The sequence below is a fragment of the Pigmentiphaga sp. YJ18 genome (assembly GCF_038066655.1).
In the GTDB taxonomy this organism is placed as follows: domain Bacteria; phylum Pseudomonadota; class Gammaproteobacteria; order Burkholderiales; family Burkholderiaceae_B; genus Pigmentiphaga.
This window is the reverse complement of sequence record NZ_JBBUKU010000001.1, coordinates 2,804,226-2,829,357: the sequence shown is the minus strand read 5'-3', so window position 1 is coordinate 2,829,357 and position 25,132 is coordinate 2,804,226. Positions and strand designations below refer to the sequence as shown.

General features: G+C 66.5%; 23 protein-coding genes. 2 read left to right on the top strand and 21 right to left on the bottom strand.

The window, feature by feature from the left end; genetic code table 11:
• Positions 1–4: 4 nt before the first annotated feature.
• From WKR98_RS13665 to WKR98_RS13575, 19 genes are all read right to left on the bottom strand, one after another.
• Positions 5–1,171 (bottom strand): branched-chain amino acid ABC transporter substrate-binding protein, encoded by a 1,167-nt coding sequence (locus WKR98_RS13665; RefSeq protein WP_124688542.1) that lies wholly within the window; start codon positions 1,169–1,171, stop codon positions 5–7.
• A 66-nt stretch (positions 1,172–1,237) separates the two neighbouring features.
• Positions 1,238–1,846, bottom strand: a complete 609-nt coding sequence (locus WKR98_RS13660; protein ID WP_124688541.1) for an amino acid synthesis family protein — start codon at positions 1,844–1,846, stop codon at positions 1,238–1,240.
• Between the two features lie 128 nt (positions 1,847–1,974).
• Complete coding sequence (locus WKR98_RS13655) at positions 1,975–2,925, bottom strand: LysR family transcriptional regulator (RefSeq protein ID WP_124688540.1); 951 nt, start codon at positions 2,923–2,925, stop codon at positions 1,975–1,977.
• 49 nt (positions 2,926–2,974) lie between these two features.
• Entirely contained in the window at positions 2,975–4,147 is a 1,173-nt protein-coding gene (locus WKR98_RS13650) for an acyl-CoA dehydrogenase family protein (RefSeq protein WP_341433688.1), read from the bottom strand.
• Between the two features lie 13 nt (positions 4,148–4,160).
• Positions 4,161–5,138, bottom strand: a complete 978-nt coding sequence (locus WKR98_RS13645) for a Bug family tripartite tricarboxylate transporter substrate binding protein (protein WP_341433686.1) — start codon at positions 5,136–5,138, stop codon at positions 4,161–4,163.
• A 23-nt stretch (positions 5,139–5,161) separates the two neighbouring features.
• Complete coding sequence (locus tag WKR98_RS13640; RefSeq protein ID WP_341433684.1) at positions 5,162–6,715, bottom strand: class I adenylate-forming enzyme family protein; 1,554 nt, start codon at positions 6,713–6,715, stop codon at positions 5,162–5,164.
• Positions 6,712–7,173 carry a MaoC/PaaZ C-terminal domain-containing protein gene (locus tag WKR98_RS13635; RefSeq protein ID WP_341433682.1) on the bottom strand — a complete coding sequence of 154 codons (462 nt, stop codon included), beginning with the start codon at positions 7,171–7,173 and terminating at the stop codon, positions 6,712–6,714. Before WKR98_RS13635 ends, WKR98_RS13640 begins: the two co-directional genes overlap by 4 nt.
• 17 nt (positions 7,174–7,190) lie before the next feature.
• Entirely contained in the window at positions 7,191–8,303 is a 1,113-nt protein-coding gene (locus WKR98_RS13630) for a mandelate racemase/muconate lactonizing enzyme family protein (RefSeq protein ID WP_341433680.1), read from the bottom strand.
• Positions 8,303–9,277: a Bug family tripartite tricarboxylate transporter substrate binding protein gene (locus tag WKR98_RS13625; protein ID WP_161567742.1), complete on the bottom strand. Its 975-nt coding sequence runs from the start codon at positions 9,275–9,277 to the stop codon at positions 8,303–8,305. Before WKR98_RS13625 ends, WKR98_RS13630 begins: the two co-directional genes overlap by 1 nt.
• A gap of 30 nt (positions 9,278–9,307) precedes the next feature.
• Positions 9,308–10,474 carry a CaiB/BaiF CoA transferase family protein gene (locus WKR98_RS13620; RefSeq protein WP_341433678.1) on the bottom strand — a complete coding sequence of 389 codons (1,167 nt, stop codon included), beginning with the start codon at positions 10,472–10,474 and terminating at the stop codon, positions 9,308–9,310.
• Positions 10,471–11,172 carry a dienelactone hydrolase family protein gene (locus WKR98_RS13615; RefSeq protein WP_341433676.1) on the bottom strand — a complete coding sequence of 234 codons (702 nt, stop codon included), beginning with the start codon at positions 11,170–11,172 and terminating at the stop codon, positions 10,471–10,473. Before WKR98_RS13615 ends, WKR98_RS13620 begins: the two co-directional genes overlap by 4 nt.
• A gap of 21 nt (positions 11,173–11,193) precedes the next feature.
• On the bottom strand, positions 11,194–12,336 hold the full coding sequence (locus WKR98_RS13610) for an acyl-CoA dehydrogenase family protein (RefSeq protein ID WP_161567741.1): 1,143 nt from the start codon (positions 12,334–12,336) through the stop codon (positions 11,194–11,196).
• A gap of 5 nt (positions 12,337–12,341) precedes the next feature.
• Positions 12,342–13,319 (bottom strand): Bug family tripartite tricarboxylate transporter substrate binding protein, encoded by a 978-nt coding sequence (locus WKR98_RS13605; RefSeq protein WP_341433674.1) that lies wholly within the window; start codon positions 13,317–13,319, stop codon positions 12,342–12,344.
• A gap of 1 nt (position 13,320) precedes the next feature.
• Entirely contained in the window at positions 13,321–14,121 is an 801-nt protein-coding gene (locus WKR98_RS13600; protein ID WP_341433672.1) for a citryl-CoA lyase, read from the bottom strand.
• Positions 14,122–14,247: 126 nt separating this feature from the next.
• Complete coding sequence (locus WKR98_RS13595) at positions 14,248–16,137, bottom strand: glycoside hydrolase family 15 protein (RefSeq protein WP_341433670.1); 1,890 nt, start codon at positions 16,135–16,137, stop codon at positions 14,248–14,250.
• A gap of 86 nt (positions 16,138–16,223) precedes the next feature.
• The gene (locus WKR98_RS13590; RefSeq protein ID WP_341433668.1) at positions 16,224–17,186 is read right to left on the bottom strand and encodes an ABC transporter substrate-binding protein; all 963 of its coding nucleotides are present in this window, start codon (positions 17,184–17,186) and stop codon (positions 16,224–16,226) included.
• A 32-nt stretch (positions 17,187–17,218) separates the two neighbouring features.
• Positions 17,219–18,175 carry a Bug family tripartite tricarboxylate transporter substrate binding protein gene (locus tag WKR98_RS13585; protein WP_341433666.1) on the bottom strand — a complete coding sequence of 319 codons (957 nt, stop codon included), beginning with the start codon at positions 18,173–18,175 and terminating at the stop codon, positions 17,219–17,221.
• A 35-nt stretch (positions 18,176–18,210) separates the two neighbouring features.
• Complete coding sequence (locus WKR98_RS13580; protein WP_341433664.1) at positions 18,211–19,665, bottom strand: aldehyde dehydrogenase family protein; 1,455 nt, start codon at positions 19,663–19,665, stop codon at positions 18,211–18,213.
• A 115-nt stretch (positions 19,666–19,780) separates the two neighbouring features.
• A complete protein-coding gene (locus WKR98_RS13575; RefSeq protein ID WP_341433662.1) occupies positions 19,781–20,677 on the bottom strand; it encodes a LysR family transcriptional regulator in 897 nt (298 codons plus the stop codon).
• A gap of 255 nt (positions 20,678–20,932) precedes the next feature.
• Between WKR98_RS13575 and WKR98_RS13570 the strand changes: the two genes are divergently transcribed.
• Positions 20,933–21,136, top strand: coding sequence for a cold-shock protein (locus WKR98_RS13570; RefSeq protein ID WP_124688523.1), 204 nt, complete (start codon positions 20,933–20,935; stop codon positions 21,134–21,136).
• A gap of 95 nt (positions 21,137–21,231) precedes the next feature.
• Here the strand turns inward: WKR98_RS13570 and WKR98_RS13565 are convergent, their stop codons facing one another.
• Together WKR98_RS13565 and WKR98_RS13560 are read right to left on the bottom strand one after the other, a co-directional pair.
• The gene (locus WKR98_RS13565; protein ID WP_341433660.1) at positions 21,232–22,299 is read right to left on the bottom strand and encodes a linear amide C-N hydrolase; all 1,068 of its coding nucleotides are present in this window, start codon (positions 22,297–22,299) and stop codon (positions 21,232–21,234) included.
• Positions 22,300–22,393: 94 nt separating this feature from the next.
• Entirely contained in the window at positions 22,394–23,386 is a 993-nt protein-coding gene (locus WKR98_RS13560; protein ID WP_341433658.1) for a Bug family tripartite tricarboxylate transporter substrate binding protein, read from the bottom strand.
• Positions 23,387–23,543: 157 nt separating this feature from the next.
• Here WKR98_RS13560 and WKR98_RS13555 point away from each other — a divergent pair, with 157 nt between their 5' ends.
• Positions 23,544–25,094 carry a UbiD family decarboxylase gene (locus WKR98_RS13555; RefSeq protein WP_341433656.1) on the top strand — a complete coding sequence of 517 codons (1,551 nt, stop codon included), beginning with the start codon at positions 23,544–23,546 and terminating at the stop codon, positions 25,092–25,094.
• The last annotated feature ends 38 nt before the right edge of the window (positions 25,095–25,132 follow it).

Below are 25,132 nucleotides of genomic sequence, written 5' to 3'. Positions count from 1 at the left end.
CGCGCTACTTCGCCTCCTTGGCGTACTTGCTGTCGGGCCAGTACACCCACTTTCCGTCCTGCACCACGTACTGGTGGGCATTGGTGATGTTCTGGCGGTGGTCGTCGAAGTTGATGACGCCGACCAGGCTGTCGTAGTTGCGGGTGGCGTTCAGCGTGTCGCGGACCTTCGCGCGGTTCGGCCCCACCTTCTCGATCGCGTCCATCAGCAACTGGGCCGCACTGTAGGCGAAGGGACCGTACGCATCCGGCTCCTCCTTGAATCCCGCGGCGCGATAAGCCGCCAGAAACTCCTTGCCCTTGGCGTACTTGTCGATCGGCGCCCCGTTGTGGAAAGACACGACGCCTTCGGCGACCTTGGGCCCCACGCCGGCGATGAACCCTTCGTTCAGGATGCCCGACACACCGATGAAAGGCGTCGAGATGCCGATGCGCTGCATCTGCGCCCGGATCGCCACGCCCTGCGGCGTCAGCCCGCCGAACCAGATGACGTCCGGCTTGCCGCCGGCGGCCGCGGTCAGCTCCGCCGAGAAATCCTGCTGGGTCACGTCGACGCCGTAGGATCCGGTCACCGTCACGTCCGGGTACTGCTTCAGGAACTCCGTGAAGTGCACGCTCTGGCCCTTGCCGTAGTCGGTCGTGTCGTAGATGACCGCCACCCGCTTGAATCCGGACTTGTGCACGTACTCGGCCGCGAGCTTGCCCTCGTTGATCATCGTCCCGTTGACGCGGTGGATTTCCTTGTGGTTGTTGCCGTAGGTGATCTCGGGCAGGACGGCGCCCCACACCACCATGGGCAGGCCAAAGCGATGGAAGGTGTCCACCGTCACGATGGCGACCGCCGAGCAATAGTGGGCGACGGCACCGATAATGGAACGATCGGTGGCCGCCCGGGTCACCACCTGCACCCCCACGTTGGGCTTGCATTCATCGTCCAGCTTGACCAGCTCCACCCGGTACTTCCTGGACGGATCGGCGTTGTGCTGGTCTACCGCGAGCTGGGCGGAGTTCCTGCCGCCCAGGCCGGTGGACGACACGCCACCGGTCAGCGGCCCGATGAAAGCGATCTTGACGGTGTCCTTGGCCAGGGCGTGCCCCGTGCCCAGGACGAACAGCGCAGCCATGGCGCAGCGCGCCAGCCTGCCGGTGATGCCGGGTTCCTCGCGATTCATGTTGTCTCCTTGGGTGGTCCGGTGCCTGGCCCGTCTGCGCGGGCTGCACCGGTGGGATACGCTCCTTTACTTCCTGATGTCGGCCACGAGCCTGGCGACCTGTTCGGCGCTGGCTCCCCTGACCCGCGCATTGATCCGGACCGTGCCGAAGCCGACGAAAAGCACCAGCTCGTCGGGCAGGGGCGCGCCTGGAACAGATACCACGATCCCGTCCATGGCGTCATAGTCCCAGGCATCCTCGGCGCCGCCGAACACCACGTCGATCGACGCCCCGGCGGACGCGACCTTGGCATTGCCGGGGATCAGCGCCGGGCCCGCGCCCAGGCCCTTGCGCATCGACAGCCCGAGCCGCGGGTGGATCATGGCGGCGCCATGCTCGGATTCGCCGTTCACGCCGACGATGATGGCCTTGCCGTAGGCACGCGGACGCTCCTGGCCCGCGAAGCGCGCCAGCACGCGTTCGGTCAGCAGCGCGCCGATCTCGGTCGAGATGTCCACCAGGTGATCCAGGTCTTCCTTCGAGGCCGCGCCTCGTCCGGCATAGGGATTCTTGAAGACCGCCGCCGCCACCACGTGGCGGGAAGGCCGGCTGGCGCCCTGCCCGGCCTCGCTCAGGATTTCTCGTTCGAATACGTGCAGTTGCCGGATGGTCGGCAAGGCGGAGGGGTGCCCCATGTGTCTCTCCAATTCAGGTTCTGGTCATGGCCGGGAAGGCTGGACAGAACCTTATGCCTGGAGCGGCGAGGCGTCACGCTGCATAGATGCAAGGAAGCTTGCACTTTTCCGCGTATGCGAACGGGCCGTCACGGCAGGTGCGGGCCCTTCTCCAGAAACAGGTCCGCGAAAACGCCGCGCACCCAGCGGGTGCCGGCATCCTGGTGGCTGCGCTCATGCCAGAACTGCTTGACCTCGAACTCCGGCACCTCGAAAGGCAGCGGCAGCATCTTGACGTGACGCCAGGGCATCATGAGACGCGCCACGGTACCGGGGATGACCACCAGCAATTCGGTGGCGGCCAGGATTTCCGGCACGATGGTGAAATGCGGCACGCGCAGGGCGATGTGGCGGCGCAGCCCGTTCTTCTCCAGGTATTGCTCGATCAGCGTCGTGGTCGAGGAATGCAGGGAGGCGCGGCTATACCGCGTCCCCGCCGGTTCGATCATGATGTGCGATTCATCACTGAAGCTCTGGAGGCTGAGCGATGCCCCGATGCGCGGGTGGTCCGACCTCAACAGGCAGACGTGGCGATCGCTGAATAGGCGTTGCTGGTAGAAACCCGCATTCAAGCCGGGCAGGAACCCCACCGCAAGGTCGGCATCCCCGGATTCCAGCGCTTCACGGTAGCTCTCGCGCGGCAGTTGCAGTATGCGCAGCCCGACACCCGGCGCCACCTTCTTCAGATGCTGCATCAAGCGCGGCAGGTAAACCACTTCGCCGATGTCGCTCAACAGGATCTGGAAGATCCGCTCGGACCGCGCCGGATCGAACGCCACGGCCTCCTCCAGCCCCGCGCGCATGATGGCCAGCCCCGCGCGCACGCTGGGAGCGATGCGCTGCGCGAACGGCGTGGGTTCCATTCCGGTCTTGACGCGGACGAACAACGGATCGCCGCACAAGTGCCGCAAGCGGGTCAGGGCATGGCTCATCGACGGCTGGGACAGGCCCACCCGCTGGCCGGCCCGGGTAACGTTGCGCTCCTGCATCATCGCGTCGAAAGCCACCAACAGGTTCAGATCGATGCTCTCGATGTTCATTGCCGCCCTCCGTGGAATGCGATCGATCGCTGGCGGCAACACGGCCTGTTCAAGTCTCGAAGCGATTGGCTCCGTACCGGCCGGACAGCGCTCCCGACGCAATGATCATCCGCTGCATTTCGGAAGAACCCTCGGTAATGGTGCGGCTGCGCGCATCTCGATACATGAGTTCCAGCGGCAATTCGCGGGACAACCCCAAGCCGCCGTGGATCTGGATGGCCCGGTCGACGACGCGTATCAACATTTCGTCCGCGTAGAGCTTCACCGCCGACGCCTCGAGATGATAGTCCAGTCCGCGGTCGGCCTTCCATGCCGCATGCAGCACCATGGACCTGGCGGCATGGAGTTCCACCATGGAATCGGCGATCATCCACTGGATGGCCTGGCGCCGGGCCAGGGGCTGCCCGAACGTACTGCGTTCGTTGGCATAGGCGATCGCCATGTCCAGGGCCCGCTGCGCGCGGCCCAGCGCTTTCGGGCCGTGGATGAGGCGGCCCATGTCGAGGAACTCGCGCGCCAGCTCCCAGCCCTGGCCCGCCGTGCCCACCATCCGGTCCGCCGGGACCCGGACATTGTCGAATAGCAGTTCCCACGGCCGGTCCGGCGACATCAGCTCGAAGCTCTGGCCCAGCCGCATCCCCGGCGTGTCACGATCGACCAGGAAGCAACTGATGCCCAGTTCCTGCCCGTCCTTGATGGTCCGCGCGAACACCTGCGCGAAATCCGCCTTGTCGGCGCCGGTGATGAAGATCTTGGCGCCGTTGAGGACGAAGTGACCGCCGTCGGCGACCGCGGTCGTCCGCATGCCGGAGGGATCCGATCCCGCTCCCGGTTCGGTCAGCGCGAAACAGGTACGTTTCTCTCCCCGGGCAACGGGCAGCAGGTACGCCTCTTTCTGCTCCTGGCTGCCATGGAACAATACCGGCCCCAGGTAAGGCGTCAGCACCGTGGGAGCGCGGAACGACGGCACGTTGCACCGGGCCAGTTCCTCGAACACGACACACATGCCGACCACGCCGACCCCGCCTCCTCCCACCTCTTCCGGCAGGTCGAAGGCCCAGAAGCCCAGGTCCTTGGCCTTGTCCTGCAGCCGCTGCCGGACGTCGTCGGGAATGTCATGCTCGTTGGCGTAGCTTCCCTCCAGCGGCAACAACTCCTTTTCCACGAAACGGCGCACGGCGTCGCGCAGCATGCGCAGTTCCGGTTCCAGCTCGAAATCCATCGGTCTTCTCCAGCTAGTCCAGTTTCACCTTGGCATTGCGGATGCTCGCCTCGTACTCGGCCCTGTCGCGGGCCAGGAAACGCCCGAACTCCTCGGGTCCCTGGTTCAACGGCTCGAGCCCGACGCCCGTCACGTACTTGTCCAGGAAAGCCGGCTGCGAGACGACGGCCGACACGTCGGCGGCGATCCTGCTCACGATGCCGTCCGGCGTGTCCCTGGGCGCGACCAGTCCGAACCAGGCTTGCGAAACCATCTTCGGAAACCCCAGTTCCGCGAACGTCGGCGCGGCGGGAAAAGCGGCGATCCGCCGCGGCGCCGCGACCGCCAGCAGCCTGACCTTGTCTCCCTCGACCATGGGAATGGATGGCGGCACGCCTACCCATGCCACGTCGATCTGGCCGCCGACGAGGGCGGCCATGACGTCGGCGACGCCCTTGTAGGGAACGTGATTCATCCGGATGCCCGCCAGCGAAGAAAAGGTCTCGGCATCGAGCTGTGCCTTGCTTCCCACGCCATACGAGCCGTAGGTCACCTCTCCCGGACGCGCCTTGGCGCGTACCACGAGCGCCTCCACGCTGGCCAGTCCGGACTTCCTGCTCGCCAGCAGGATTTCCCGCGTCTGCACGAGATTGACCACCGGCACGAAATCCTTGACCGGATCGTAGGAAAGCTTGCGATAGAGATACTGGTTGGAGGAGAGCGTCGGGTCGTTGGCCATCAGCAGCGTATAGCCATCCGGTGCCGCCCGGGCCACGTGTTCGGCGGCGATGATGGTGTTGGCGCCGGGCTTGTTCTCGACGATGACCGGCTGCGACCAGCGGGTCGTCAGTTCCTGGGCGACGCCCCGCGCCACGACATCGGCCAGGCCGCCGGCGGTGAAGGGCACGATGATGCGTACCATTCTGGCGGGAAACGCCTCGCCATGCGCCGCTCCGGCTGCCGCGCACCCTACCAGCGCGGCAACGCGCGCGAGAATCCTGCGTACGTTCATGTTCGTCTCCTTGGTCTGTCTGCTCAGGCGACCTGCCTGGCCTTGTTTGCCCAGTACGGCGCGCGCAATGCCTTCTTGTCGATCTTGTTCGTGCTCGGCAGGCGTGGCAGCGCAGCCATGAATTCGATGCTGCGCGGCTTCTTGTAGCTGGCGAGCCGCTGGCGGCAATGTTCGATCAGCGTGCGCTCGTCGGCCTGCCCGCCTGCCTTCAGGGCGACGAAAGCCTTCACCGACTCCCCCCACTTCTCGTCGGGCACGCCGATCACCGCCGCCTCCAGGACCGCGGGGTGAAGCAGCAACGCCTCCTCCACTTCCCGCGAATAGATGTTTTCGCCGCCGGAGATGATCATGTCCTTCTTGCGATCGACGATGAACAGGTAGTGGTCCTCGTCGAAGTAGCCGAGATCGCCCGTCTTCATCCACCCGCCGTCGAGCGCCGCCGCGGTCTCCGCCGGCTTGCCCCAATAGCCTTGCATGATGGCGGCCGAGCGCATCGCGATTTCCCCGATGTCCCCCTGTTCCTGTTCCCGGCCCTGCTCGTCGACGATCCGGATCTCCACTCCGGGTATCGGCTGGCCGGCCGACGCCATGCGGCCAGCCTGCGCCGAGTTTCCCTCCGGCTCGTGCTGGTGTTTCAGGAGCGCGCTGCCGGGCCCGTGCTCGGTCATCCCATAGACCTGCATGAAGATCCGGCCAAGCGCGCGATGCGCCCGCCGGGACAGCGCCACCGACATCGGCGCGGAGGCATAGCAGACCGTGTTCAGGCTGGACAGATCCACGGCCTGCCTTTCCTGCTCGTCCAGCAGGGCCTGGATCATGATCGGCGCGAAGTGGGCGGCCGTCACGCGATGGCGCGCCATGCTGTCCAGGATCTCGCGTGCGTCGAACCGGCGGTGCAGCACGATCGTCGCGCCGCAGATCAGGTAGCTGAGCAACTCGGTGGTGCCCCCTATGTGATAGGCGGGCATGACGATGAGCATGCGATCCGCGGGCTGCGCGCCGTGCGACAGCGCCAGCATGCGGGCCTGCTCCACCTGCCCGGCGTTGCCCAGCATGACCCCCTTGGCGGCGCCGGTGGTGCCGCTGGTATAGATCAGGAACACCGTGTCATCGTCCCGGGCGCGCAGCGGCGGCGGCGCGGCGTCCGCGCGGGCGATGGCCGCCTCGTAGCCCGAATCGCCCGCGTCGCCGCCCAATTTCATGATCCGGGCCTGCGCAGGCAAGGCGGTGCGCAGTTCCCGCACCCGGTCCTCGTACTCCGGGTCATAGACCAGCAGGGCGGGAGCGCAATCACGCAGGATGGCCGCCTGATCCGCCGCCGACAGCCGGTAGTTCATCCCGACCGCGATGAATCCGCACAGGCCCGCCACACAGTACATTTCCATGTACTCGGGACAGTTCTGGGCCAGGATCGCAATGCGGTCGCCACGCGCCAGGCCCTGGGCGAGCAATGCATTGCCGAGCCGCCTGACCCTTTGCCCGAACTCCCCGTGCGTGATGGCGCGGCCTTCGAAAAGAAAGGCCGGATGGTCGCGCAGACAGCGTGCGTTGTGGTCGACGATGTCGCCGAGAATCATGATTGTTCCCCCCTGGATGAGAGCCGCAGCATGGTTCCTCCATGCCCTTCCTGAAACAACTCCCCGTCCGGGCCGAGCAGCTCGAACCGCCTGTCCACCACCGCCCGCAGGCCATCGGAAGTCACCCGTTTGCCGCTGATCGTCGCCCGGACGCGCACCGTGTGCCCCACCCGCAACGGCCGCCGGTATCGCCAATCGGCCAGGCCGATCGCGCCGACCACCGGATCCGCGAACGCGGGCAGTTGCGTCGCCATGCCCATCGCCAGCAGGATGCCGTAGGGGCCCTGGAACATCGGCCCCGGCATGCCTGCCGCACGGCAGAACTCGACGTCGGCGTGTATGGGGTGCCAGTCTCCGCTCAACATGCAGGCCAGGGAAAGATCGGTCTGCGTCAACGTGCGGGCGCTTCCCTCGTAGCGCTCGCCCACGACCAGTTCGTCATAGGCGATGGCATGCATGCCCCTCCGGATATCGCTCATGACGGCACCTTGAAATCTTTCATGGCTTCCCAGTCCACGAGCTCCGCAACGGACGGCGTCTCGGGCAGGGCCACCACGCCGTCGACGATCGCCGGCACGTGCCCGACGTACTGCTCCCGCATGGACAGGAACCAGCTCAGCTCAGCGGGTAGCGAGCCCGCCGGCAGCGTCGCGGCGAACTGCAGGCCGCTCCACGTGCCCATGGCGCTCTCGCCCATGAGGCCCGCTACCGTGCCGGCCCGTGCCCGGGCGGCAAGATCGCGCATCGCCTGCGCATCCGAAAGGCCGAAGCGCCCCGGTTTCGCGCTCAGGATGCCAGCGCCGCGCTCCAGGAAAAGCCGGGCGTCCCGCGTCGAGGCCATCCCGAAATCGACCAGCAGCGGCAGGCCCGCGTCCCGCTGCAGGGCCTGGAACGCGCCATCCGGGGACAAGGGCGAAGGATCTTCCACGACCTCCACGCCTTCCTGCGCCATGACCCGCACGTAGTCCGCGGCTTCTTCGAACGGATAGGCGCCATTGGCATCCACATACAGGCGCGTGGCATCGCCCAGTTCCCGGCGTACCGCCGCCAGGCTGGCCCGGTCCAGATGCAGCCCCTGCCCTCCCTTGATCTTCAGGGTCCGGAAACCATGGGCCTGCACCATCGCGGCGGCCTCGCGCGCCATGGCGTCGGGCGCCTGCCGGGTAACGGCCCAGGACAGTTCGACCTCGGACCGCCCTTGCCACAACCGCCACAATGGCCGCCCCTGGCGGGACGCTTCCCAGTCCCAGCATGCGTTGTCGATCAACGCCTTGGCGACGGTGTTTCCCGGGATGGCATCGAGTACGCCGCGCAATGGCTGCGGACCTGACAATCCCGTTTGCCGGACCAAGGGCTCGAACACCTCGCGCAGCGTGGCGACGAGACTGGCTGCCGTGGCGCCGACCCACGTCGGCTTGACCACGACCTCGGCCGCCCCCGCCGCGCCGGACTCGGTCTCGATGCGCAGGATCACGAACTGCGCGACCGCCTCGGTCATGTCGCTCCAGCGGACCTCGCGTCCATAGGCAAGGCTGCGGACGAACACCTCCCAGCGCACGATGCGCTCGGCCCGACGGCTCCCGTCCATCAGTCCACCCTTGCGCCCGACGCCTCGATCAGCGCCTTCCACTTCGGCGATTCGGCCGCGACGTAAGCGGTCAGGTCTTTGGCATCGAGGTAGTGCGGTTCCGCGCCCAGCTGCTGGAGTCTTTCACGCACGTCGGCCTGGGCCAGGATGCGCTCGACCTGCGCACTCAAGCGGTCGACGATCTGCGTGGGCGTATCCTTGGGCGCGAACAGGGCGTACCAGCCCAGCACATCGAATCCCGGATAGCCTGCCTCGGCTACCGTGGGCAGATCGGGAGCGAGCGACGTCCGTGCGCTCGACGTCACGGCCAGCGCGCGCAGGCGGCCCGCCTGCACCTGCTTCATCACGGCAGGCACGGTAAAGAAGGTCATGGAGACGTCGCCGGCGATGACGCTCGTCACCGCGTCCGGTCCGGTCTTGTACGGCACGTGCTTGAAGCGAACTCCGGCCATGCTCTGCAACAAGGCCCCCGCCAGGTGTCCCGACGTGCCGTTGCCGGCCGACGAATAGGTCAGCTCATCGGGCTTCTCGCGCGCCAGCGCGACGAGTTCCGCCACCGATCGCACGGGCAGTTCGCGATTGACGACCAGCAGGTTCGGCGCAATGGCGACCATGGCGGCGGGCGGCACGTCGCGCATCGGGTCATACGGAAGGTTCTTGTACAGATGCGGCCCGACCGAGTGCGTCGGACTACCGCTCATCAGCCATACGTAGCCGTCCGCCGGCGAACGGGCCACCTGGGCCGCGCCCACATGCCCGCCCGCCCCCGGCTTGTTCTCGACGATGAACGGCTGGCCGAAGGCTGCCTCCAGTTTTTGCGCGAGCAGGCGGGCGACGATGTCGGCGGTTCCGCCCGCCCCCGACGAGACGACGATGCGTACCGGCCGATCCGGCCACCCGGCCGCGCCCGCCTGGCCGGCGGCAACCGCCAGGCCCAGCGCGCACAGCGCCCCCGTGAAGCGTGCCAACTTCATCGTCATCCCCTTCGTGCGGAAAGATCCGCGTTAGATGATTCGGGCCTGCCTGAGCTCGGTCATGGCGGCTTCGGAAAAACCTGCCTCCCGCAAGACTTCTTCCGTGTGCTCGCCCAGGTCGGGCGGAGGCAGGAAATTGCTGTCGTGGTCGCCGTCGTAACGGATCGCGCGATGCGCGGCGCGCAGCGTGCCGTGGCGCGGATGCTGCTGCGTGTAGAAGACGCCCAGGTGACGCACCTGCGGATCCTCGTCCAGTTCACCCAACGTTCGTTCCGGGGTGAACGGAACGTCATGGGCTTCGAGCCGAGGCAGCCAGTACTCCCGCTCCCGCTGTGCGAACACCTCGGCCAGCGTGCGCGCCAGCTCGTCGTAGCGTTCCACGCGGTCGTGGCGCGCAGGATAGGCCGCGAGCAGGTCCGGGCGGTCGATCGCCTGGACCAGGCCGCGCCAGAACTTGGCGGGCGACGAAAGATGCAGGGCAATGCGGCGCCCGTCCTGGCAGGTCAGGATGTACGACTGCGACATGGCCGCCCGTCCGTACAGGCTGGGCGGCTGGCCCGTTGCCAGCATCGAACCCAGCGGCTCGCAGGCCATGGCGATCATCGCCTCAAGCATGTTGACCTCGACCTTGCGCCCCTGGCCGGTCGATGCCCGCTCCACCAGCGCGCCCAAGATCCCCAGGCAGGCGTAGATGCCCGTCACGGCATCGGACACCGCGGGGCCGGCCACCCGCGGGTCCTCGCCGCGGTGGAACATGGACAGCCATCCCGAGACGGCCTGCCCCACGTTGTCGTAGGCTGGCCGGCCGGCATAGGGGCCGCTGGCGCCGAAGCCCGTGATGGCGCAATAAACAAGGCGGGGATTGAGCCGACGCAGACGCTCGGCGCCCAGGCCCAGCCGCTCCTCCACGCCCGGACGCATGTTCAGGAGCAGCACGTCGGCATCCTCGACCAGCTTGTCCAGCACGGCCCGCCCCTCGGGGCGGGTGTAGTCCAGCGCCAGGCTGCGCTTGTTCCTGTTGTGCGCCTGGAACTGGGGACTGTAGAGCCCCCCCTTGAATGCGCGAAACGGGTCGCCGCTGCCCGGCCGCTCGATCTTCACGACGTCCGCCCCCAGTTCGGCCAGCGACATGCCGGCCAGCGGCGCGGTAATGAAATTCCCCAGGTCGAGCACCCGGATCCCTTGAAGGACTTTCATCGATTGCCTGCCCCCAAGGCAGTCCGCAGGAACGCCGTGGTCCGATCGTGGGCCAGCGCGGCCGCCTCCGGTTCGCCCCGTGTGTAGAAACCGTGACCGACCCCGGGATATCGGTAAAAGCCTCCGCCCGCCGTGGGTGGCAGCGCAGCTTCGATCCTGGCCTGCGCCTGGGCGGACGCGTAGCGGTCCTGGTCGCCGTAGTGCAGCACCACCGGGCAGCGCAAGGCGGCCGCCTCGTCCAGATGATCCTCCACCCCCACGCCATAGAACACGGCCGCCGCATCGACCTCCAGCCTGGCAGCGCAGCGGAATGCCAGCTTTCCTCCCAGGCACAGGCCCACCACCGCCACGCGGCCCCGGAAGCCCGGCATCGCACGAATGTGCGCGGCAACCCTGCCGATGTCGGCCAGGCCCGCCTCTTCGTCGAACCGCTCCAGATACTGGAACGCGCGCTCGATGTCGGCCTTGGCATGGCTCAGCTCGATGCCGGGCTCGATGCGCCAATAAAGGTCGGGCGCCAGCGCGAGATAGCCTTCGGCCGCATAGCGATCGGCCACGCCGCGTATCGCATCGGTCACGCCGAATATCTCCTGCAGGACGATCACGGCGTGGCCGTTCGGTTTCTCCGGCCGACTGACATAGGCGGCGAAACCGCGCCCGTCGCCGGCGTCGATGGTGGTCTTTGCTTCTGACATCATGGTCCTCCTGCGCGTCAGGCGTCAGACGAGGTAGCTGCCCTTGAGCAGCTCCCGCGCGATGGAATTTCTATGGATCTCGGTCGTTCCGTAGCCAATGGACATGCCGCGCGCGTCGCGGAAGTAGCGCTCGAAGGGATATTCCTCCGACAGCCCGTATGCGCCGGCAAGCTGCATGGCCTGGTTGGTCACGCGCACCGCCATCTCGTTGGCATAGGTCTTGGCGATGGAAACCTGCGCCACCGACTGCCGCCCCTGGTCAATGGCCTGCGCGGCCCCGTACACCAGCGCGCGCGCCGCCTCGATGTCCATCGCCATGTCGGCCAGCTTCCACTGCAATCCCTGGTTCTCCGCAAGCGGGCGGCCGAACTGGGCACGGTCCTTCAGATGCTGGACGGCATGGCCCAACGCCGCCTGGGCCAACCCCAGGCAGATGGGAGGGTTGCCGGTGATGCGATCGGCGTCCAGCACCTGCAGCAGGTCCTTCATCCGTCCCGCCGGCAGGAGCAGGTTCTCGGCCGGCACGCGGCAGTCCTGGAAGACCAGTTCGGCCATGCCCGTCCCGCGCAAGCCCAGCAGATCCAGATGCTTGCCCACCGAAAACCCGGGTGTGCCGCGCTCGACCAGCACCGCCCCCACGCCCTTCATGCCGGGCTCGTCGGTCAGCCGAACCAGGACCAGGAACACGTCGGCCACCTGGGCGGCGGTGCACCAGAGCTTGCTGCCGTTGATCACGTAATGCTGGCCGTCGCTGACGGCGCGGGTCTGGACATTGCCGACGTCGGAGCCCGCATTCGCCTCCGACATGCTCCAGGCCGCATACCGCTGCGCCTGGGCGAAGGCAGGCAGATAGCGCTGCCTGAGCGGTTCGGATCCGATGTGCAGGATGGCTCGCGGCGTCGCGCCGTCGGTGCAGGAATACAGCATGGCCGTGTTGGCGCAGGAACGCGCCAGTTGCTCCACCACCAGCACCGTCTCCAGCAGCCCCAGCCCCGTCCCGCCATAGCATTCGGGCAGAAAGATGCCGGTATAGCCGTGGCCGGCCAGCACCTTCAGGTTGTCGAGCGGAGGCCGATACTGCCGGTCGGCCGCCGCCGCGCCCGGCGCGAACCGTTCGCTTGCCAGCGCATGGACCGTGTCCCGGATCAGCCGTTGTTCCTGAGTCAATTCCACTATTCGCCCTTTGCGCCGGTCAACTTGATGATGTGCTGGTAGTGCGCCGATTCCCTTTGCAGGAAGGCACCGAACTCCTCCGGCGTGGATGGCGCCCCTTCCACGCCCAGCTTCACGAACTGTTCCTTGACCTCGGGGCTCTCCAGCGCCTTGCGGATCTCTTTGCTCAAGCGCCCCACGATCCCCGGCGGCGTGGACGCCGGCGCCACCACCCCGTACCAGGTCATGAAGGAGAACTCCTTCAGGCCGGACTCGGCCACGGTGGGGATCTCCGGCGCGATCGCCGACCGCTCCTTGCCCGAGACGGCCAGCCCCTTGAGCCGGCCCGAACGCATGTGCGGCACGCCCGAGGACATGCCGGTGAACATCACGTCCACCTGTCCGCCCACCACATCGGCCAAGGCCGGAGCGACCCCCTTGTAGGGAACATGGGTCAGATCGATGTCGGCCAGCGCCTTCACCCACTCCATGGCCAGATAGTGCGGCGTACCGTTGCCGATGGAGGCATAGGTGATCTTCCCGGGCCGGGCCTTGGCGGCGGCGATCAGCTCCTGCACGGTGGACACCTGCGCCTTGGGATTGGCCACCAGGATGAAAGGCACGAAGACCAGTTGGCTGACCGGCGCGAAATCCTTGACCGAGTCGTAGGACAGCTTCTGCCCGAAGAAGATCGGGTTCAACGCGTGGGAATCCGTCACCAGGCCGATCGTGTAGCCGTCCCCCTCGGCCCGGGCCACCGCCTCGGTCCCGATGATGGTGCTGGCCCCGGGCCGGTTCTCGATGATGACGGGCTGGCCCAGGTTCTCCGCCATCTTCTTGCCGACGGCGCGCGCCACGATGTCGGTGCCGCCTCCCGCCGGATAAGGCACGATGAAGCGGATGGGCTTGTCGGGCCACTCCGCATGCGCGGTGGCCGGCCCCCACCCGGCCAGGCCCGCCACCGCAACCGCCAGCCATTGCATCGATAGTCGCCGCATGTCACCCTCCTTGTCGTCCGCCCGCGGGCGGCGTGTCATGTTCGCCAGCTTCTTCCTCGGTGCGCAGCCAGATCTCGGCGGCGACCGGATTCGCCTGCTCCTCGACCAGATGGCCGACCAGCCCCACTGCCCGGCCCATGACCGCGATCCCGCGCGCCGCGCGCCAGGAGATCCCAAGCTCGCAGCACAGCGCGCCGATGGCGCCGGTGGCATTGACGGGCAGGCTCTTGCCATACGCCGCTTCGGCTTCCTGGCCGATGGCGCGCATCAAATCGACATAGCGGCCGGCATGGCCCTCTTCGGCCGCGACCTGGAACAGACGGCTTGTGCGCGGATCAACGGGCTTGTGCAGGTTGTGGCCGATACCCGGAACGGACTGCTTGCGGTTGCGGAAATCCGCGACCACTTCGCGCGCCAACTCCCGCGGCGAACCCTCCGGCGTGGCGGCCCAGGCGGACTCCAGCATCCGCGCCGCGCCTTCCGCCGTACCCGCGAACGTGGTTCCCATCCCGCACAGCCCCGCGGCCACCGCGGCCTGCAAGGACTCCGGAGCCCCCAGGTAGGTCAGCCGCGCGACGATGGCCATGGGCGTCATGCCGTGTTCGACCAGGGTGACGAGGATGGCGTTGAATACCCGGGACTGCCGCGCGTCGGGCAGGCGTCCGGTCAGTTCCAGATACGCCATGTCGCCGAAGTTGAGGGTACCGATGATGTCCCGGGCCAGGTCCAGGCCCTGGACGAAAATGCGTTCGGGGGTGCTGCGGCCCATGCCGCTGCGTATTGGCCGCTGGTTCCGGCTCATGTCGTCTCCTGCTCCACTTCGGTGGATGCTTGTGGGGGCGGCATGCGCCGCCTCTTGGAGACGAAAGATAGGCGCTCCTATCGGCCCGCGTCCAATAGAAGGCGGTCATTCCCTGTATGCGGGAGACTAATAGTGGTGCGCGGAGGAATGGGGGCCTGGCGAGGAAAAACCCGGCCCGGTACGCGCGGCTCTCTGGCGCGCCGGCCCGGCGGCCCGCACCAGGTTGAAAGCGGTATTGACCAGGCCCACGTGCGAAAAAGCCTGAGGGAAATTACCGAGCAACACCCCCGACGCCGGGTCGTATTCCTCCGCCAGCAGGCCGAGGTCGTTGCGCACCGACAGCAGCCGCTCGAACAGCGCCTGGGCCTTGTCCATGCGTTTGGACATGACGTAGGCGTCGGCCAGCCAGAACGAACAGGCCAGGAAGGTACCCTCGGGCTGCTTGCAGGGATCGACGGTGCGCGCGGGGCGATAGCGGAGCACGAATCCGTCCTGCAGCAGATCCCGTTCGACCGCTTCCACGGTCCCCAGGATATGGGGATGATCATCGGGAAGAAAGCCGACCTGGGAAAACAGCAGCAGGCTCGCATCGAGCGCCGTCGAACCGTAGGACTGGACGAAGCTGCCGATCCGCGGATCGAAACCCTTGGCGCAGATCTCGGCATGGATGGCGTCGCGCTCCTGGCGCCATCGATCGACGGGGCCGTCCAGCCCGTATCGTTCCACGGCCTTGACGGCGCGGTCGAACGACACCCAGCACATGAGTTTCGAATGCGTGAAATGCCGCGCCGGTCCCCGCATTTCCCAGATGCCCTGGTCCGGCTTGCGCCAGATGTCGACCAGGTGCTCGAGCATGACCTTCTGCAACTGCCAGGCATCGGGTGCCGCGGCAAGGACGCCCTCCCGCGCCGTATGCAGCGTGTCCAGCACTTCGCCAAAGATGTCGAGCTGCACCTGCTCGGCCGCGCCGTTGCCGATGCGCACGGGCCGGCTGCCGCCATATCCGGCCAGCCAGGGAATCTCATGCTCCGGTAGCCACCGTTCGCCCGCCAGCCCGTACATGATCCGCAACTGATTCGGCTGCCCGGCGATGCTGCGCAGCAGCCAGCGCCGCCACGCTTCGGCCTCCTCGCGATAACCCGCATTCAGCAGGGCATAGAGCGTGAGCGCGGAGTCGCGCAGCCAGCAGTAGCGATAGTCCCAGTTCCTGCCACCGCCGGGAGTCTCGGGCAGCGACGTGGTCGGTGCCGCGATGATCCCGCCTGTAGGCCGGAATGTCAGCAGCTTGAGCGTGATGAGGGAACGCACCACGGCGTCCCGCCAACCTTCGCGGGCTGGATCGAAGGCGCAGCGCTTCGACCATTCCTGCCACCAGCTCACGGTGTATTTCAACGCCTCTTCGCGGTCGGGCACGAAATGCGGCGTCTGGTGCGACCGGTGGTAGGACAGCGTGAACGGCACGCTCTGCCCTTCCTCGACCTCGAAGCGCGAAACGGTCTTCATGTTCCGCCCTTCCAGCGGCGCCTGCGTATGCAGCTCGACCGCATCGGGGCCGGCCACCGCGCTCAGGCCGTAGTCGCGCCGCCGGACCCAGGGCACCACCAGCCCGTAGTTGAAGCGCAGGACCAGCTCCATTTCCACGGACACGCGCCCACGCTTGCCGCGCACGATGCGGACGATGTCGCTGCGCTCCTCGTCGTCGGCCAGCGGCATGAAGTCGATCAGTTCCACGGCGCCGTCTGCGGTCTCGAACGTCGTCTCGATGACCGCCGTTCCGGGAAGATAGCGCCGGCGGCTGCACACCGGCGCTCCCACCGGCGCGATGCGCCAGCGGCCGTTTTCCGAGGTTCCCAGAAGCGATGCGAAACATGCCGGCGAATCGAATCGCGGCAGGCAGAGCCAGTCGATGGAGCCGTCGCGGCCCACCAGCGCGGCCGAGATCATGTTGCCGATCAAGCCATAGTCGGCGATCCGCCGGCCGGGGCTTGCCGGCGCTTCCGAGGTCGAACGATTCAAGGCCATCGCCGTCAGCCGTTCGTCAAGAGGACGTCAGTCCATTCTAGTACGAACCCTCGCGGCGTTCTCGAAGGCCGGCCGCCGGCTCATTCCCCCAGGAAGAGCTCGCCCATGTCCGGCCGGCGCGGGATGAGCCCCTGCTCGTGCGACCAGCGGATCTGCGTCTCGATCATGTCGCGATTGGCCTCGAAGCCGTAGGGCCAGAAGTCCTGCCCCATCAGCGCCTGCGTGCTCTCGGCCTCGGCCTGCATCCACGGCAGCATGATGGGCAGCGCCTGGTGGATGGCCAGGCGGTCCTGCGCCACCTGCTTGGCCTGGTTGAACGCGGCCAGCAGGGCCTTGGGCAGGCCGGGGTTCGCCTCGGCCACGTCGCGCCGCAGCGCGATCACGTGCATGATGGGAAAGCGCCGCGTGCGCGCGTAGTAGTCCTTTTCCACGTCGCGCCAGTCGGGAAACAGCCGGCCCGCGCCCGCGCGGCCGAAGGCCACCGGCGGCGTATAGGCGATCAGCGCATCGAGCTGGCCGGCCTCCATCATCGACGACAGCGTGCGGCCCTGCACGGCCTGGATCTTCACTCCCTCGGGCCAGTTGCGCGGATCGATCGTGTCCCGCTCCACGTGGTCCACGTCGCCGGCAAACCATTCGCAACGGCCCGGATCGAAACCGTACTCGTCCGACAGCATGCCGCGCGCGACCAGCGCCACCGTGTTGGAATACTCGCGCAGACCGATGCGCTTGCCGGCCAGGTCGGCCGGCGTGGCGATGCCGCTGCCGGCCCGCACGTAGATGGCCGAGTGGCGAAACGAGCGCGACGGGAAAATGGGCAAGGCCACATAAGGGCAGCCGCCGCGTACGCTGGCGATCAGGAAATTGCTGAACGACAGCTCGGTGACCTCGTACTCGGCGGTCTGGAAAGCCTGCGAGAAGATGGCCTCGAGGTCGCCGGTCGCGAACCGGGTCTCGAAGCCCTGGACGCCGACACTGCCGTCGACCAGGGCGCGAGTGCGGTCGTAGTCGCCGACGGCGATGCGAAGAGAAGGTTGGGACATGCGGAGCCTCGTGGCGGGGATGGATCGACGGACTATATCTTGGCGCCGGACGCCTTGATGATCTTTGCCCATTTGACGATCTCCGACTTCGTGAACTCGCCCAGGGCCTGCGGCGTGCCGCCGGCCGGCACGGCGCCCTGCTCGGCCAGCGCCGCCTTCACGTCGGGCATCTGCAGGATCTTCACCATGGCCGCGTTCAGCTTGTCGATCACCGCCCGGGGCGTGCCGGCGGGCGCGTAGATGGCGGACCACGCCGCGGTCTCGAAGCCCGGCAGGGTCTCGGCGATGGTGGGCACGTCCGGCACCTGCGGCGCGCGCTGCGCGCTGGTGACCGCCAGGATGCGCACCTTGCCGCCCTTGACCATGGGCAGCCCGGTGGGCATGTTCACGAACATCATCTCGACCTGGCCGCCGGCCAGATCCACGATGGCCGGCGCCCCGCCCTTGTACGGCACGTGCAGCACGTCGATGCCGGCCACCGACTTGAACAGCTCGGACGACAACTGGCTGGAGGTGCCCAGGCCCGTGGACGCATACGACATCTTCTTGCCCGACCTGGCATACGCGATCAGTTCCTGCGTGGTCTTGACCGGCAGCGAGGGGCTGACCAAGAGGATGTTGGGCACGGTGCCGACCAGCACCACCGGCTCCAGGTCCTTCACCGGGTCGTAGCCCAGCTTCTCGTACAGCGTGATGTTGATCGAGACGATCTCGGACCCCATCAGCAGCGTGTAGCCGTCGGCCGGCGACTTGGCCACCGCCTCGGCCGCGATGTTGCCGCCCGCGCCCGCGCGGTTCTCGATCAACACCGGCTGGCCCAGCGCCTCGGCCAGCCGCGGGCCCACCGTGCGGGCGAAGAAATCCACCGTGCCACCCGCGGGAAACGGCACCAGCATCTTGATGGGCTTGGCGGGATAGGTGTCGGCGCGGGCGGCGCCCGACAGCAAGGCAAAGGCAGCGATCCCGAAGAATACGGTCAAGCGTTTCATGGACAGGCTCCTGGCGTCTGTGCGGCAAGGGAAAATCAGGCGTAGTTGATGACCATCAGGCGGATCTCGGACATCTCGTCCATGGCGTAGCGCGTGCCTTCGCGGCCGGTGCCGGACTCCTTCCACCCGCCGAAGGGCATGTTGTCGATACGGTAGATGGGCACGTCGTTGATCATCAGGCCGCCGACCTCCCAGTCCTCGATCGCGCGGAACGCGCGGCGTAGGTCCTGCGTGAAGATGCCGCCCTGCAGTCCGTACTTCGAATCGGCGGCACGCCGCACGGCCTGGTCGAAATCCTGGTAGCGATTCACGGTGACGACAGGCCCGAAGATCTCCTCGTCCTCCACCTTCATACCGGGCCGCGTGTCGGTCAGTACCGTCGGCATGACCACCGCGCGTTCGCGCGAACCGCCCGCCAGCACGCGCGCGCCCTGCGCCAAGGCCTCGTCCACCCACGACTGGATGCGCCGGGCCGAGTTCTCGTCGATCACCGGGCCGACGTCGACGCCCTCTTCCATCGGATTGCCCACGCGGCAGGCCTCGACCTTCGCGACCAGCTTCTCGATGAAGGCATCGGCCACCGACTCCTGCACCAGGATGCGCTGCACCCCTATGCAGTACTGGCCGCCGTACACCACCCCGCCCCGCACGCAGCGCGCGGCGGCCAGGTCCAGGTCCGCATCCTCGGCCACGATCACCGCGCCGTTGCCGCCCAGTTCCAGCGCCACCTTCTTGCGGCCGGCGATGGCCTTGATGTGCCAGCCTACCTTGGCGCTGCCAGTGAAGGTCACCATCGCGAAGCGCTCGTCGCGCACCATGGCCTCGGCCAGGTCCACCGGGCAATGGACGACCTCCAGCGCGCCTGCGGGCAGCCCCGCGTCGGCCAGCAGCTTTTGCAGCAGCAGCGCGGTCAGCGGTGTCTGGGGCGCCGGCTTGAGCACCACGCTGTTGCCCACCGCGATCGCCGGGGCGACCTTGTGCATCACCAGATTCAGCGGGAAATTGAAGGGCGCGATGGCCAGGATCGTCCCGATCGGAAAGCGGCGCGCGATCCCCACGCGGCGGCGCATCGACGCCAGCGCCGCGTGGTCCAGGTCCGCCAGCGAAGCCGGACGGCCATCGGCGTCCGTGGTCTGGTACTCGAACACCCCGGCGTCCGCGTCCAGCGGCACCTCGTCGCCATGCTGGAGCCGGGCCTCCGCCGCCGCGTTGGTCAGGTTGAAGATCGCCCGCGACACCTCGCCGCGCGCATCGAACAGCGGCTTGCCCGCCTCGGCCGCGATGGTGCGCACGAACTCGTCCCGGCGCGCCTTCAGCAGTTCCGCCGCCCGCGCCAGGATGTCGGCGCGCGCGAAACGCGGCAGCTTGCGCATGATCTCGAAGGCGCGCTGCGCCCGGCCTATGGCCTGCTCCACGTCGGCGGGGCCGTCAACCGGCATTTCGCCCACCACGCTGCCGTCATAGGGAGACAGGATTTTCTCTAGGGTCATGCGGCAGGCTCCAGGCGTTCCATGAAAGTGCTTTCATTAAACGCGGCGGGACTGTCACACGGAAGCGGGAAAAAGTGATGGCAGCATTCTGAAAAACAGAACACTCGGGGTGAGATCACCGCCCCTTGCACATCCCCAGCAGGGGCTCGAGAAAAGCCCGGGCCGCGGCCGAGAGCTTGTGATGGCGCGCCGTAATGATGTCCAGGCTGGCCTGCCGGCACGACTTGTCCGAAACCGGCACCCCGGCCAGCAGCCCGGCCGCTTCTTCATTCGCGAACGTCAGCGGCGGCATGCACGAGATCACATCCGACCCCGCCACCAGCGTCTTGAGCAATTGCAGCGAATTGGCCACGCAATGAACCGACAGCGCGACGCCGGCCCGCGCGGCGGCGTGATCGATCAGATAGCGGGTGCCGAAGGTCTCGTCGGGCAACACCATCCGCTCGCCGGCAAGATCCGCCATGCGCAGCGACTTGCGGCGCGCCAGCGGATGCGACGGACGGCAGATCACCTGCAACGGCTGCGCCAGCCGGCCTTGCAGCACCAGGTCCTCGCGGCTCAGCACGTCGAACGCCAGCCCGATCTCGGCCGACTCCTCGACCACCCGGTCGGCGATCTGGTGCGTGCCGCATACCTCCACGTGGAAATCGATGCCCGGGTAGGAAGCGCTGAAACGCGTCATCAGCGCCGGCAGGAAATCCCCGGTCACGGCCTCGATCACCGCCAGCCGGACCGTACCGCGCCGCAGGTCGGTCAGGTCGTGCAGATCCGAGCGGATGCGCTCGATGCGATGGTCGCTGTCGCGGACGAACTCGAACAGCATCCGCCCCGCCTCGGTAGGCAGCATGCCGCGCGGCGAACGCTCGAACAGCGGCGCGCCCAGTTCCTGCTCCAGGTTCACGATCTGGCGGCTGATGGCGCTGGGGGCGACGAAGAAGAGTTCGGACGCCCGGCGCAAGGAGCCGGTGCGGACGACTTCGGCGAAGTAGCGAAGGGCCTGGGGCTGGAGCATGGGGGCGGCGGGGAGTGGCGGTTTCGGAAGGATGATTGCACATCCATTGCCCGCTTGGCTCCATGGCGATCCGCGTTTCGTTACACACGATACGCCTTGACGGCGGGAGCCTCAGGACCGATAGTGGCGAAAGATCTTCAAGTGTTGCGATTTCTGCGGTTGTGTGCGGTCCGATGATGCGCCATAAATTGTTCTAGTCCCTCCTTGATCGTCTCGTCCCGGGCATGAGCCCATCTCTCCATCAAGGAAACAATTATGGAAACCGGTATCGTCAAGTGGTTCAACGCTGAAAAGGGCTTCGGCTTCATCATGCCGGACAACGGCGGCAAGGACCTGTTCGCGCATTTCTCCGAAATCCAGGGCAACGGCTACAAGTCGCTGCAGGAAAACCAGCGCGTCAGCTTCGTCTCTGGCCAGGGCCCCAAAGGTCCCCAGGCGACCAAGATCACGCCGCTGTAATTTGCGGAATACGCCGGTTGCTCCCGGCGTAGTTTCAAAACAACAAGCCCTCTTTCCGAGGGCTTGTTTGTTATGGGCAGAGTTTGAGCCTCGATTCAGATCCCAAGGAATTTGAAAGGCGCCGCCTGCTTGAACCCGCCGTTGGCCATACCCGAATAGATGTTCGCCTGATTCGGGCCAAGGTCGAGTTTCATCACTTTTCCGGTTTCGCGCGAGAAATCCAGCTTCGTCAGGTCGACCCAGAAGACGTTGGGCGTCAGCGCCGATTCGAAGAAGTAGCGCTTGTGCTTGTGGTCGGCGACGGTGCGCCAGCGGGTCGAGGAAATATTGGGCTGGTCCGGCGTGGTGATACCCAGGGGCACCGAGACGTTGCGGATGACGCTGAAGACGCTGGCGATCGTTTCCCGCGGATCTTCCGTCTTGGGAATCGCGTTGACGTAGAAAGCCGCCCGGGCAAACCGGTCGGATGCCCGGTTCGTGCCGGGCAGCATGACCGTCCCGCCGATCTGCTTCCAGTATTCCTCCATCGCCAGCTGTTTGTCGAAGGTCGGCGAGTTGGTCATGACCTGGTAGTCGCGGCTGTGGTGGATGACTTGCTTGCCGTCGATGTACTCGATGATGGCGCTGTCGCCGCCGGCATCCGAGAGCGAGAGGTGCAGGGTCGCCAGACGGGCTTCGCCGGGAACGTTGTCGGTAACGACGGTGAAGGGCTCTTTCGCCAAAGTGTCGACCGCCTCCTGGACGGTGGCGAAGTTGTCGAGCGCGTATTGCGCCCAGGCCGCAAGCGTCAGGCCGGGCGTCTTGCCGTCGTAGGCCGGGTAGGAGGATTCGACCAGCCACAGGACGTTGGCCACCAGCCCTGCTTCGTTCATCCCGTCCGTTGTCGAGATGTCATAGCCCGAGGCGATGACGCTTCCGTATTTCGAGGTCCATTGGGCGGAGTTCGGGCCGGCTTCGCCGGATCGCTTCATGCCGCGCGGAAACACCCATAAGTTGGTGCCGACGTCGACCTTCCAGTCCATCGAGCGCGCCGTGACGACTTGGCCGCCGGCGCCGAGATAGACAAAGCGGGTGCAGGCTTGCGCCGTCGAAACAGCCAGCATGCTTGCGCAGGCAAGCAAGGCGGCGCAGGCGGACGCGTAAAGGGGCATGCTCGGGTTCATCAAACGCTCCATCCGAAGTGTCGATGGACTTTACCGCATCGGAACCGGAAGCAGGCCCCGATGCGGCGGTCGGATGGCGTGTCAGAAGGGAAATCTACTGCGGTTCTATTCCCGCGTCCTGAACGATCTTGGCCCAGGTCGGAATATCCGATTGGATCAACCTGGCGAAATCCGCTTGCGAGCCGGGCATCATTTCTATACCGACAGGCGCGAATTTCTCGTGCGTGGAAGGCAGTTTCAGCATGGCCTGCACGGCGGCGTTCAGCTTGTCCGCGATCGGCTGGGGTATGCCGCTCGGCGCGACCAGGCCGATCCAGACCGTCATCGAGAACCCGGGGATGATTTCGTTCAGCGCCGGCAGATCGGGCATGGCTTCGCTCCGCGTTTTGCCGGTGGAGGCCAGGGCCCGCAGCCGGCCGGCCTGGACGTAGGGAAGCGTCGAGGTTCCGCCTTCGAACATCATGTCGATCTGACCGCCCAACAAGTCGTTCATGGCCGGGGCGCTGCCCTTGTACGGCACGTGCAGGATATTCGTGCCGGTGCGGCGCGTAAGCATTTCGCCCGCCAGATGGTGGGTGCCGCCGCGGCCCAAAGAACCGTAGGTGAGTTTGCCGGGTTTGGATTTCGCCAGCGCGACCAGTTCCTGGACGGATTTCACCGGCAGGGAACTGTTGACCACGAGATAGAACGGCGTGGAGAACATCGTGGCGACAGGCGTGAAATCCTTCGCCGGATCGACGAGCAGACCCTTGGTCGTCAGCGGGTTCAGGATCATGCCGGTTTGCGAGCTGACGAATAAGGTGTAGCCGTCGGGCGCGGCGCGGGCGGCGGCATTGGCCCCGATGGCCTGGTTGGCGCCCGGGCGGTTCTCCACAACCACGGGTTGCCCCAGCCGGCTGGCCATGTCGTCGGCCAGGGCACGGGTGAACGTGTCCACCAGGCCGCCGGGTGTATAGGGCACGATGAGCTTGATCATGCGGTCAGGGTACCGGCCGGCCTGGTCCTGGGCGGACGCGGCAGCCGGCGCCAGCGCCATGGCAGCCAGGGCCAGCCAGGTCCTGGCTCTTGTTCCAAAGCGTGTCTTCATATCGTCTCCTCCTAGTGCAAGGCGGGCGCTTCATGCGCGTCGCGGTTACGCCGCCATCTGCGGATGGTCTTGGCCTTTCTCTGTTGCCGAGATTAATATAAGCATATTTTATATAAACAAAGTTTACAAATATTCCATCGCGACAAGGAGGAGAAACATGAACGCATCCCTTTCCCGGTCAGAGAGCCGTCCCGATCTACAGCGATTCGGCCTGCGTACCTTTCTTGCGTCGTTGTCCGACGATGGCCTGGAACGGCATGCCGCGCCCGTCGCGCTTGCCGATGTCGCCGCCGGCCTGGAGGGCAATCCGCGCGCGGTATGTTTCGAAAACATCGAAGGGAGCCGCTTCGCCTTGTGCGGCAACGTCGCGGGCAGCCGGGCCCGCCTGGCCGCCGCCTTCGGGACCACGGCGGACAAGGTGCTGTCCGAGGTGCTCGCGCGGCTGCGCAAGCCAGGCGAACTGGTGGAAGTACCGCGCGCGCATGCGCCGGTCCAGGCGGTCGTGCTGACCGGCGACGAATGCGACTTGACCGCCCTGCCGGTGCATCTGCAGCACGAGTTCGACGGCGCGCCGTACATATCGGCGTCGATCGACTTCGTCCACGATCCCTTCGCGGGGCATACGAACGTGGGCATGCGCCGCCTCATGCTGCGCGGCCGCCGGTCGGCCGGCGTGGATCTGGTCGCGCCTTCCGATTTGCGCGCCATCTACATGGCGCGCGCGGAACGAGGCGAGCGCACACCGGTGGCGTTCGCCATCGGCAGCCATCCCATCGATCAACTCGCCGCCACGCTCCGCTTTCCCGGCGACGAGCTGGCGCTTATCGCGGCCTTGCGGGCCCAGCCTTTGGGCGTCGTCAAGTGCGTGACCAACGATCTGATGGTGCCCGCCGATGCCCAGTTCATCCTAGAAGGCTATTTCGACGAGCGCGGCCATGTGGAACCCGAAGGTCCCTTCGGCGAGTTTCTTGGTTACTACGGCGCGGTAAAACGCAATCCGCTCTTCCACTTGACCGCGATCACCCACCGCCGGGACGCCATCTTCCAAACCTCCTCCATCGGCGGGCCGAGCATGCACTGCACGGATACGGCGCAGCTTTGCTCCCTGCGCACGGAGGTCCTGGTCTGGAAAGCGCTCGAGTCCGCCGTGCGCGAAGTGCGGGCGGTCTACGCGCCCCCCGCGGCGGGAGGATCGTTCAACGTCCGTATCGCTTTGCAGCAACGCGTGCCGGGCGAAGCGCGCAATGCCATCGCGGCCGCATTCGGCTGCCTGGGCAACGTCAAACATGTGTTCGTCGTCGACCCGGACATCGATATCTATTCCGACGCCCAGATGGAGTGGGCGCTGGCGACGCGTTTTCAGGCGAGCAGGGACCTGGTCGTCCAAAGCGGCTTGAGGACGGTTCCCTTGGATCCTTCGTTGGACGGTTCGCGAACGACCGACAAGGCGGGATTCGACTTGACGCTGCCATGGCTAGCGCCTGGGGCCAGGCGTCCCATCGAGCATGAGGTTCCGCATCCCCCAAGGCTCGACGCTTCAAGCCCTGCTTCCCTGGAGGCCGCGCTGGAGAGCGGGCCCAAGTTTTTCGCGGAGCTCATGGCGGCGGTCGGGACGCGCGATGGGCGGGAGCTTGTCCGGGTGCTGGAAGATATCACCACCCAACGCGCGATTGTGCGTGATGATCAGGGGCGCTATCGGTTTGGTTGATAGCGGGTCGCGTGATGCCGTGATTATTTTGATCGTGG

Excerpts from the sequence above, each read along its gene's own strand:
- WKR98_RS13665 (WP_124688542.1), bottom strand. The coding sequence starts at position 1,171 with ATGAATCGCGAGGAACCCGGCATCACCGGCAGGCTGGCGCGCTGCGCC.
- WKR98_RS13660 (WP_124688541.1), bottom strand. The coding sequence starts at position 1,846 with ATGGGGCACCCCTCCGCCTTGCCGACCATCCGGCAACTGCACGTATTC.
- WKR98_RS13655 (WP_124688540.1), bottom strand. The coding sequence starts at position 2,925 with ATGAACATCGAGAGCATCGATCTGAACCTGTTGGTGGCTTTCGACGCG.
- WKR98_RS13650 (WP_341433688.1), bottom strand. The coding sequence starts at position 4,147 with ATGGATTTCGAGCTGGAACCGGAACTGCGCATGCTGCGCGACGCCGTG.
- WKR98_RS13645 (WP_341433686.1), bottom strand. The coding sequence starts at position 5,138 with ATGAACGTACGCAGGATTCTCGCGCGCGTTGCCGCGCTGGTAGGGTGC.
- WKR98_RS13640 (WP_341433684.1), bottom strand. The coding sequence starts at position 6,715 with ATGATTCTCGGCGACATCGTCGACCACAACGCACGCTGTCTGCGCGAC.
- WKR98_RS13635 (WP_341433682.1), bottom strand. The coding sequence starts at position 7,173 with ATGCATGCCATCGCCTATGACGAACTGGTCGTGGGCGAGCGCTACGAG.
- WKR98_RS13630 (WP_341433680.1), bottom strand. The coding sequence starts at position 8,303 with ATGGACGGGAGCCGTCGGGCCGAGCGCATCGTGCGCTGGGAGGTGTTC.
- WKR98_RS13625 (WP_161567742.1), bottom strand. The coding sequence starts at position 9,277 with ATGAAGTTGGCACGCTTCACGGGGGCGCTGTGCGCGCTGGGCCTGGCG.
- WKR98_RS13620 (WP_341433678.1), bottom strand. The coding sequence starts at position 10,474 with ATGAAAGTCCTTCAAGGGATCCGGGTGCTCGACCTGGGGAATTTCATT.
- WKR98_RS13615 (WP_341433676.1), bottom strand. The coding sequence starts at position 11,172 with ATGATGTCAGAAGCAAAGACCACCATCGACGCCGGCGACGGGCGCGGT.
- WKR98_RS13605 (WP_341433674.1), bottom strand. The coding sequence starts at position 13,319 with ATGCGGCGACTATCGATGCAATGGCTGGCGGTTGCGGTGGCGGGCCTG.
- WKR98_RS13600 (WP_341433672.1), bottom strand. The coding sequence starts at position 14,121 with ATGAGCCGGAACCAGCGGCCAATACGCAGCGGCATGGGCCGCAGCACC.
- WKR98_RS13590 (WP_341433668.1), bottom strand. The coding sequence starts at position 17,186 with ATGTCCCAACCTTCTCTTCGCATCGCCGTCGGCGACTACGACCGCACT.
- WKR98_RS13585 (WP_341433666.1), bottom strand. The coding sequence starts at position 18,175 with ATGAAACGCTTGACCGTATTCTTCGGGATCGCTGCCTTTGCCTTGCTG.
- WKR98_RS13580 (WP_341433664.1), bottom strand. The coding sequence starts at position 19,665 with ATGACCCTAGAGAAAATCCTGTCTCCCTATGACGGCAGCGTGGTGGGC.
- WKR98_RS13575 (WP_341433662.1), bottom strand. The coding sequence starts at position 20,677 with ATGCTCCAGCCCCAGGCCCTTCGCTACTTCGCCGAAGTCGTCCGCACC.
- WKR98_RS13570 (WP_124688523.1), top strand. The coding sequence starts at position 20,933 with ATGGAAACCGGTATCGTCAAGTGGTTCAACGCTGAAAAGGGCTTCGGC.
- WKR98_RS13565 (WP_341433660.1), bottom strand. The coding sequence starts at position 22,299 with ATGAACCCGAGCATGCCCCTTTACGCGTCCGCCTGCGCCGCCTTGCTT.
- WKR98_RS13560 (WP_341433658.1), bottom strand. The coding sequence starts at position 23,386 with ATGAAGACACGCTTTGGAACAAGAGCCAGGACCTGGCTGGCCCTGGCT.
- WKR98_RS13555 (WP_341433656.1), top strand. The coding sequence starts at position 23,544 with ATGAACGCATCCCTTTCCCGGTCAGAGAGCCGTCCCGATCTACAGCGA.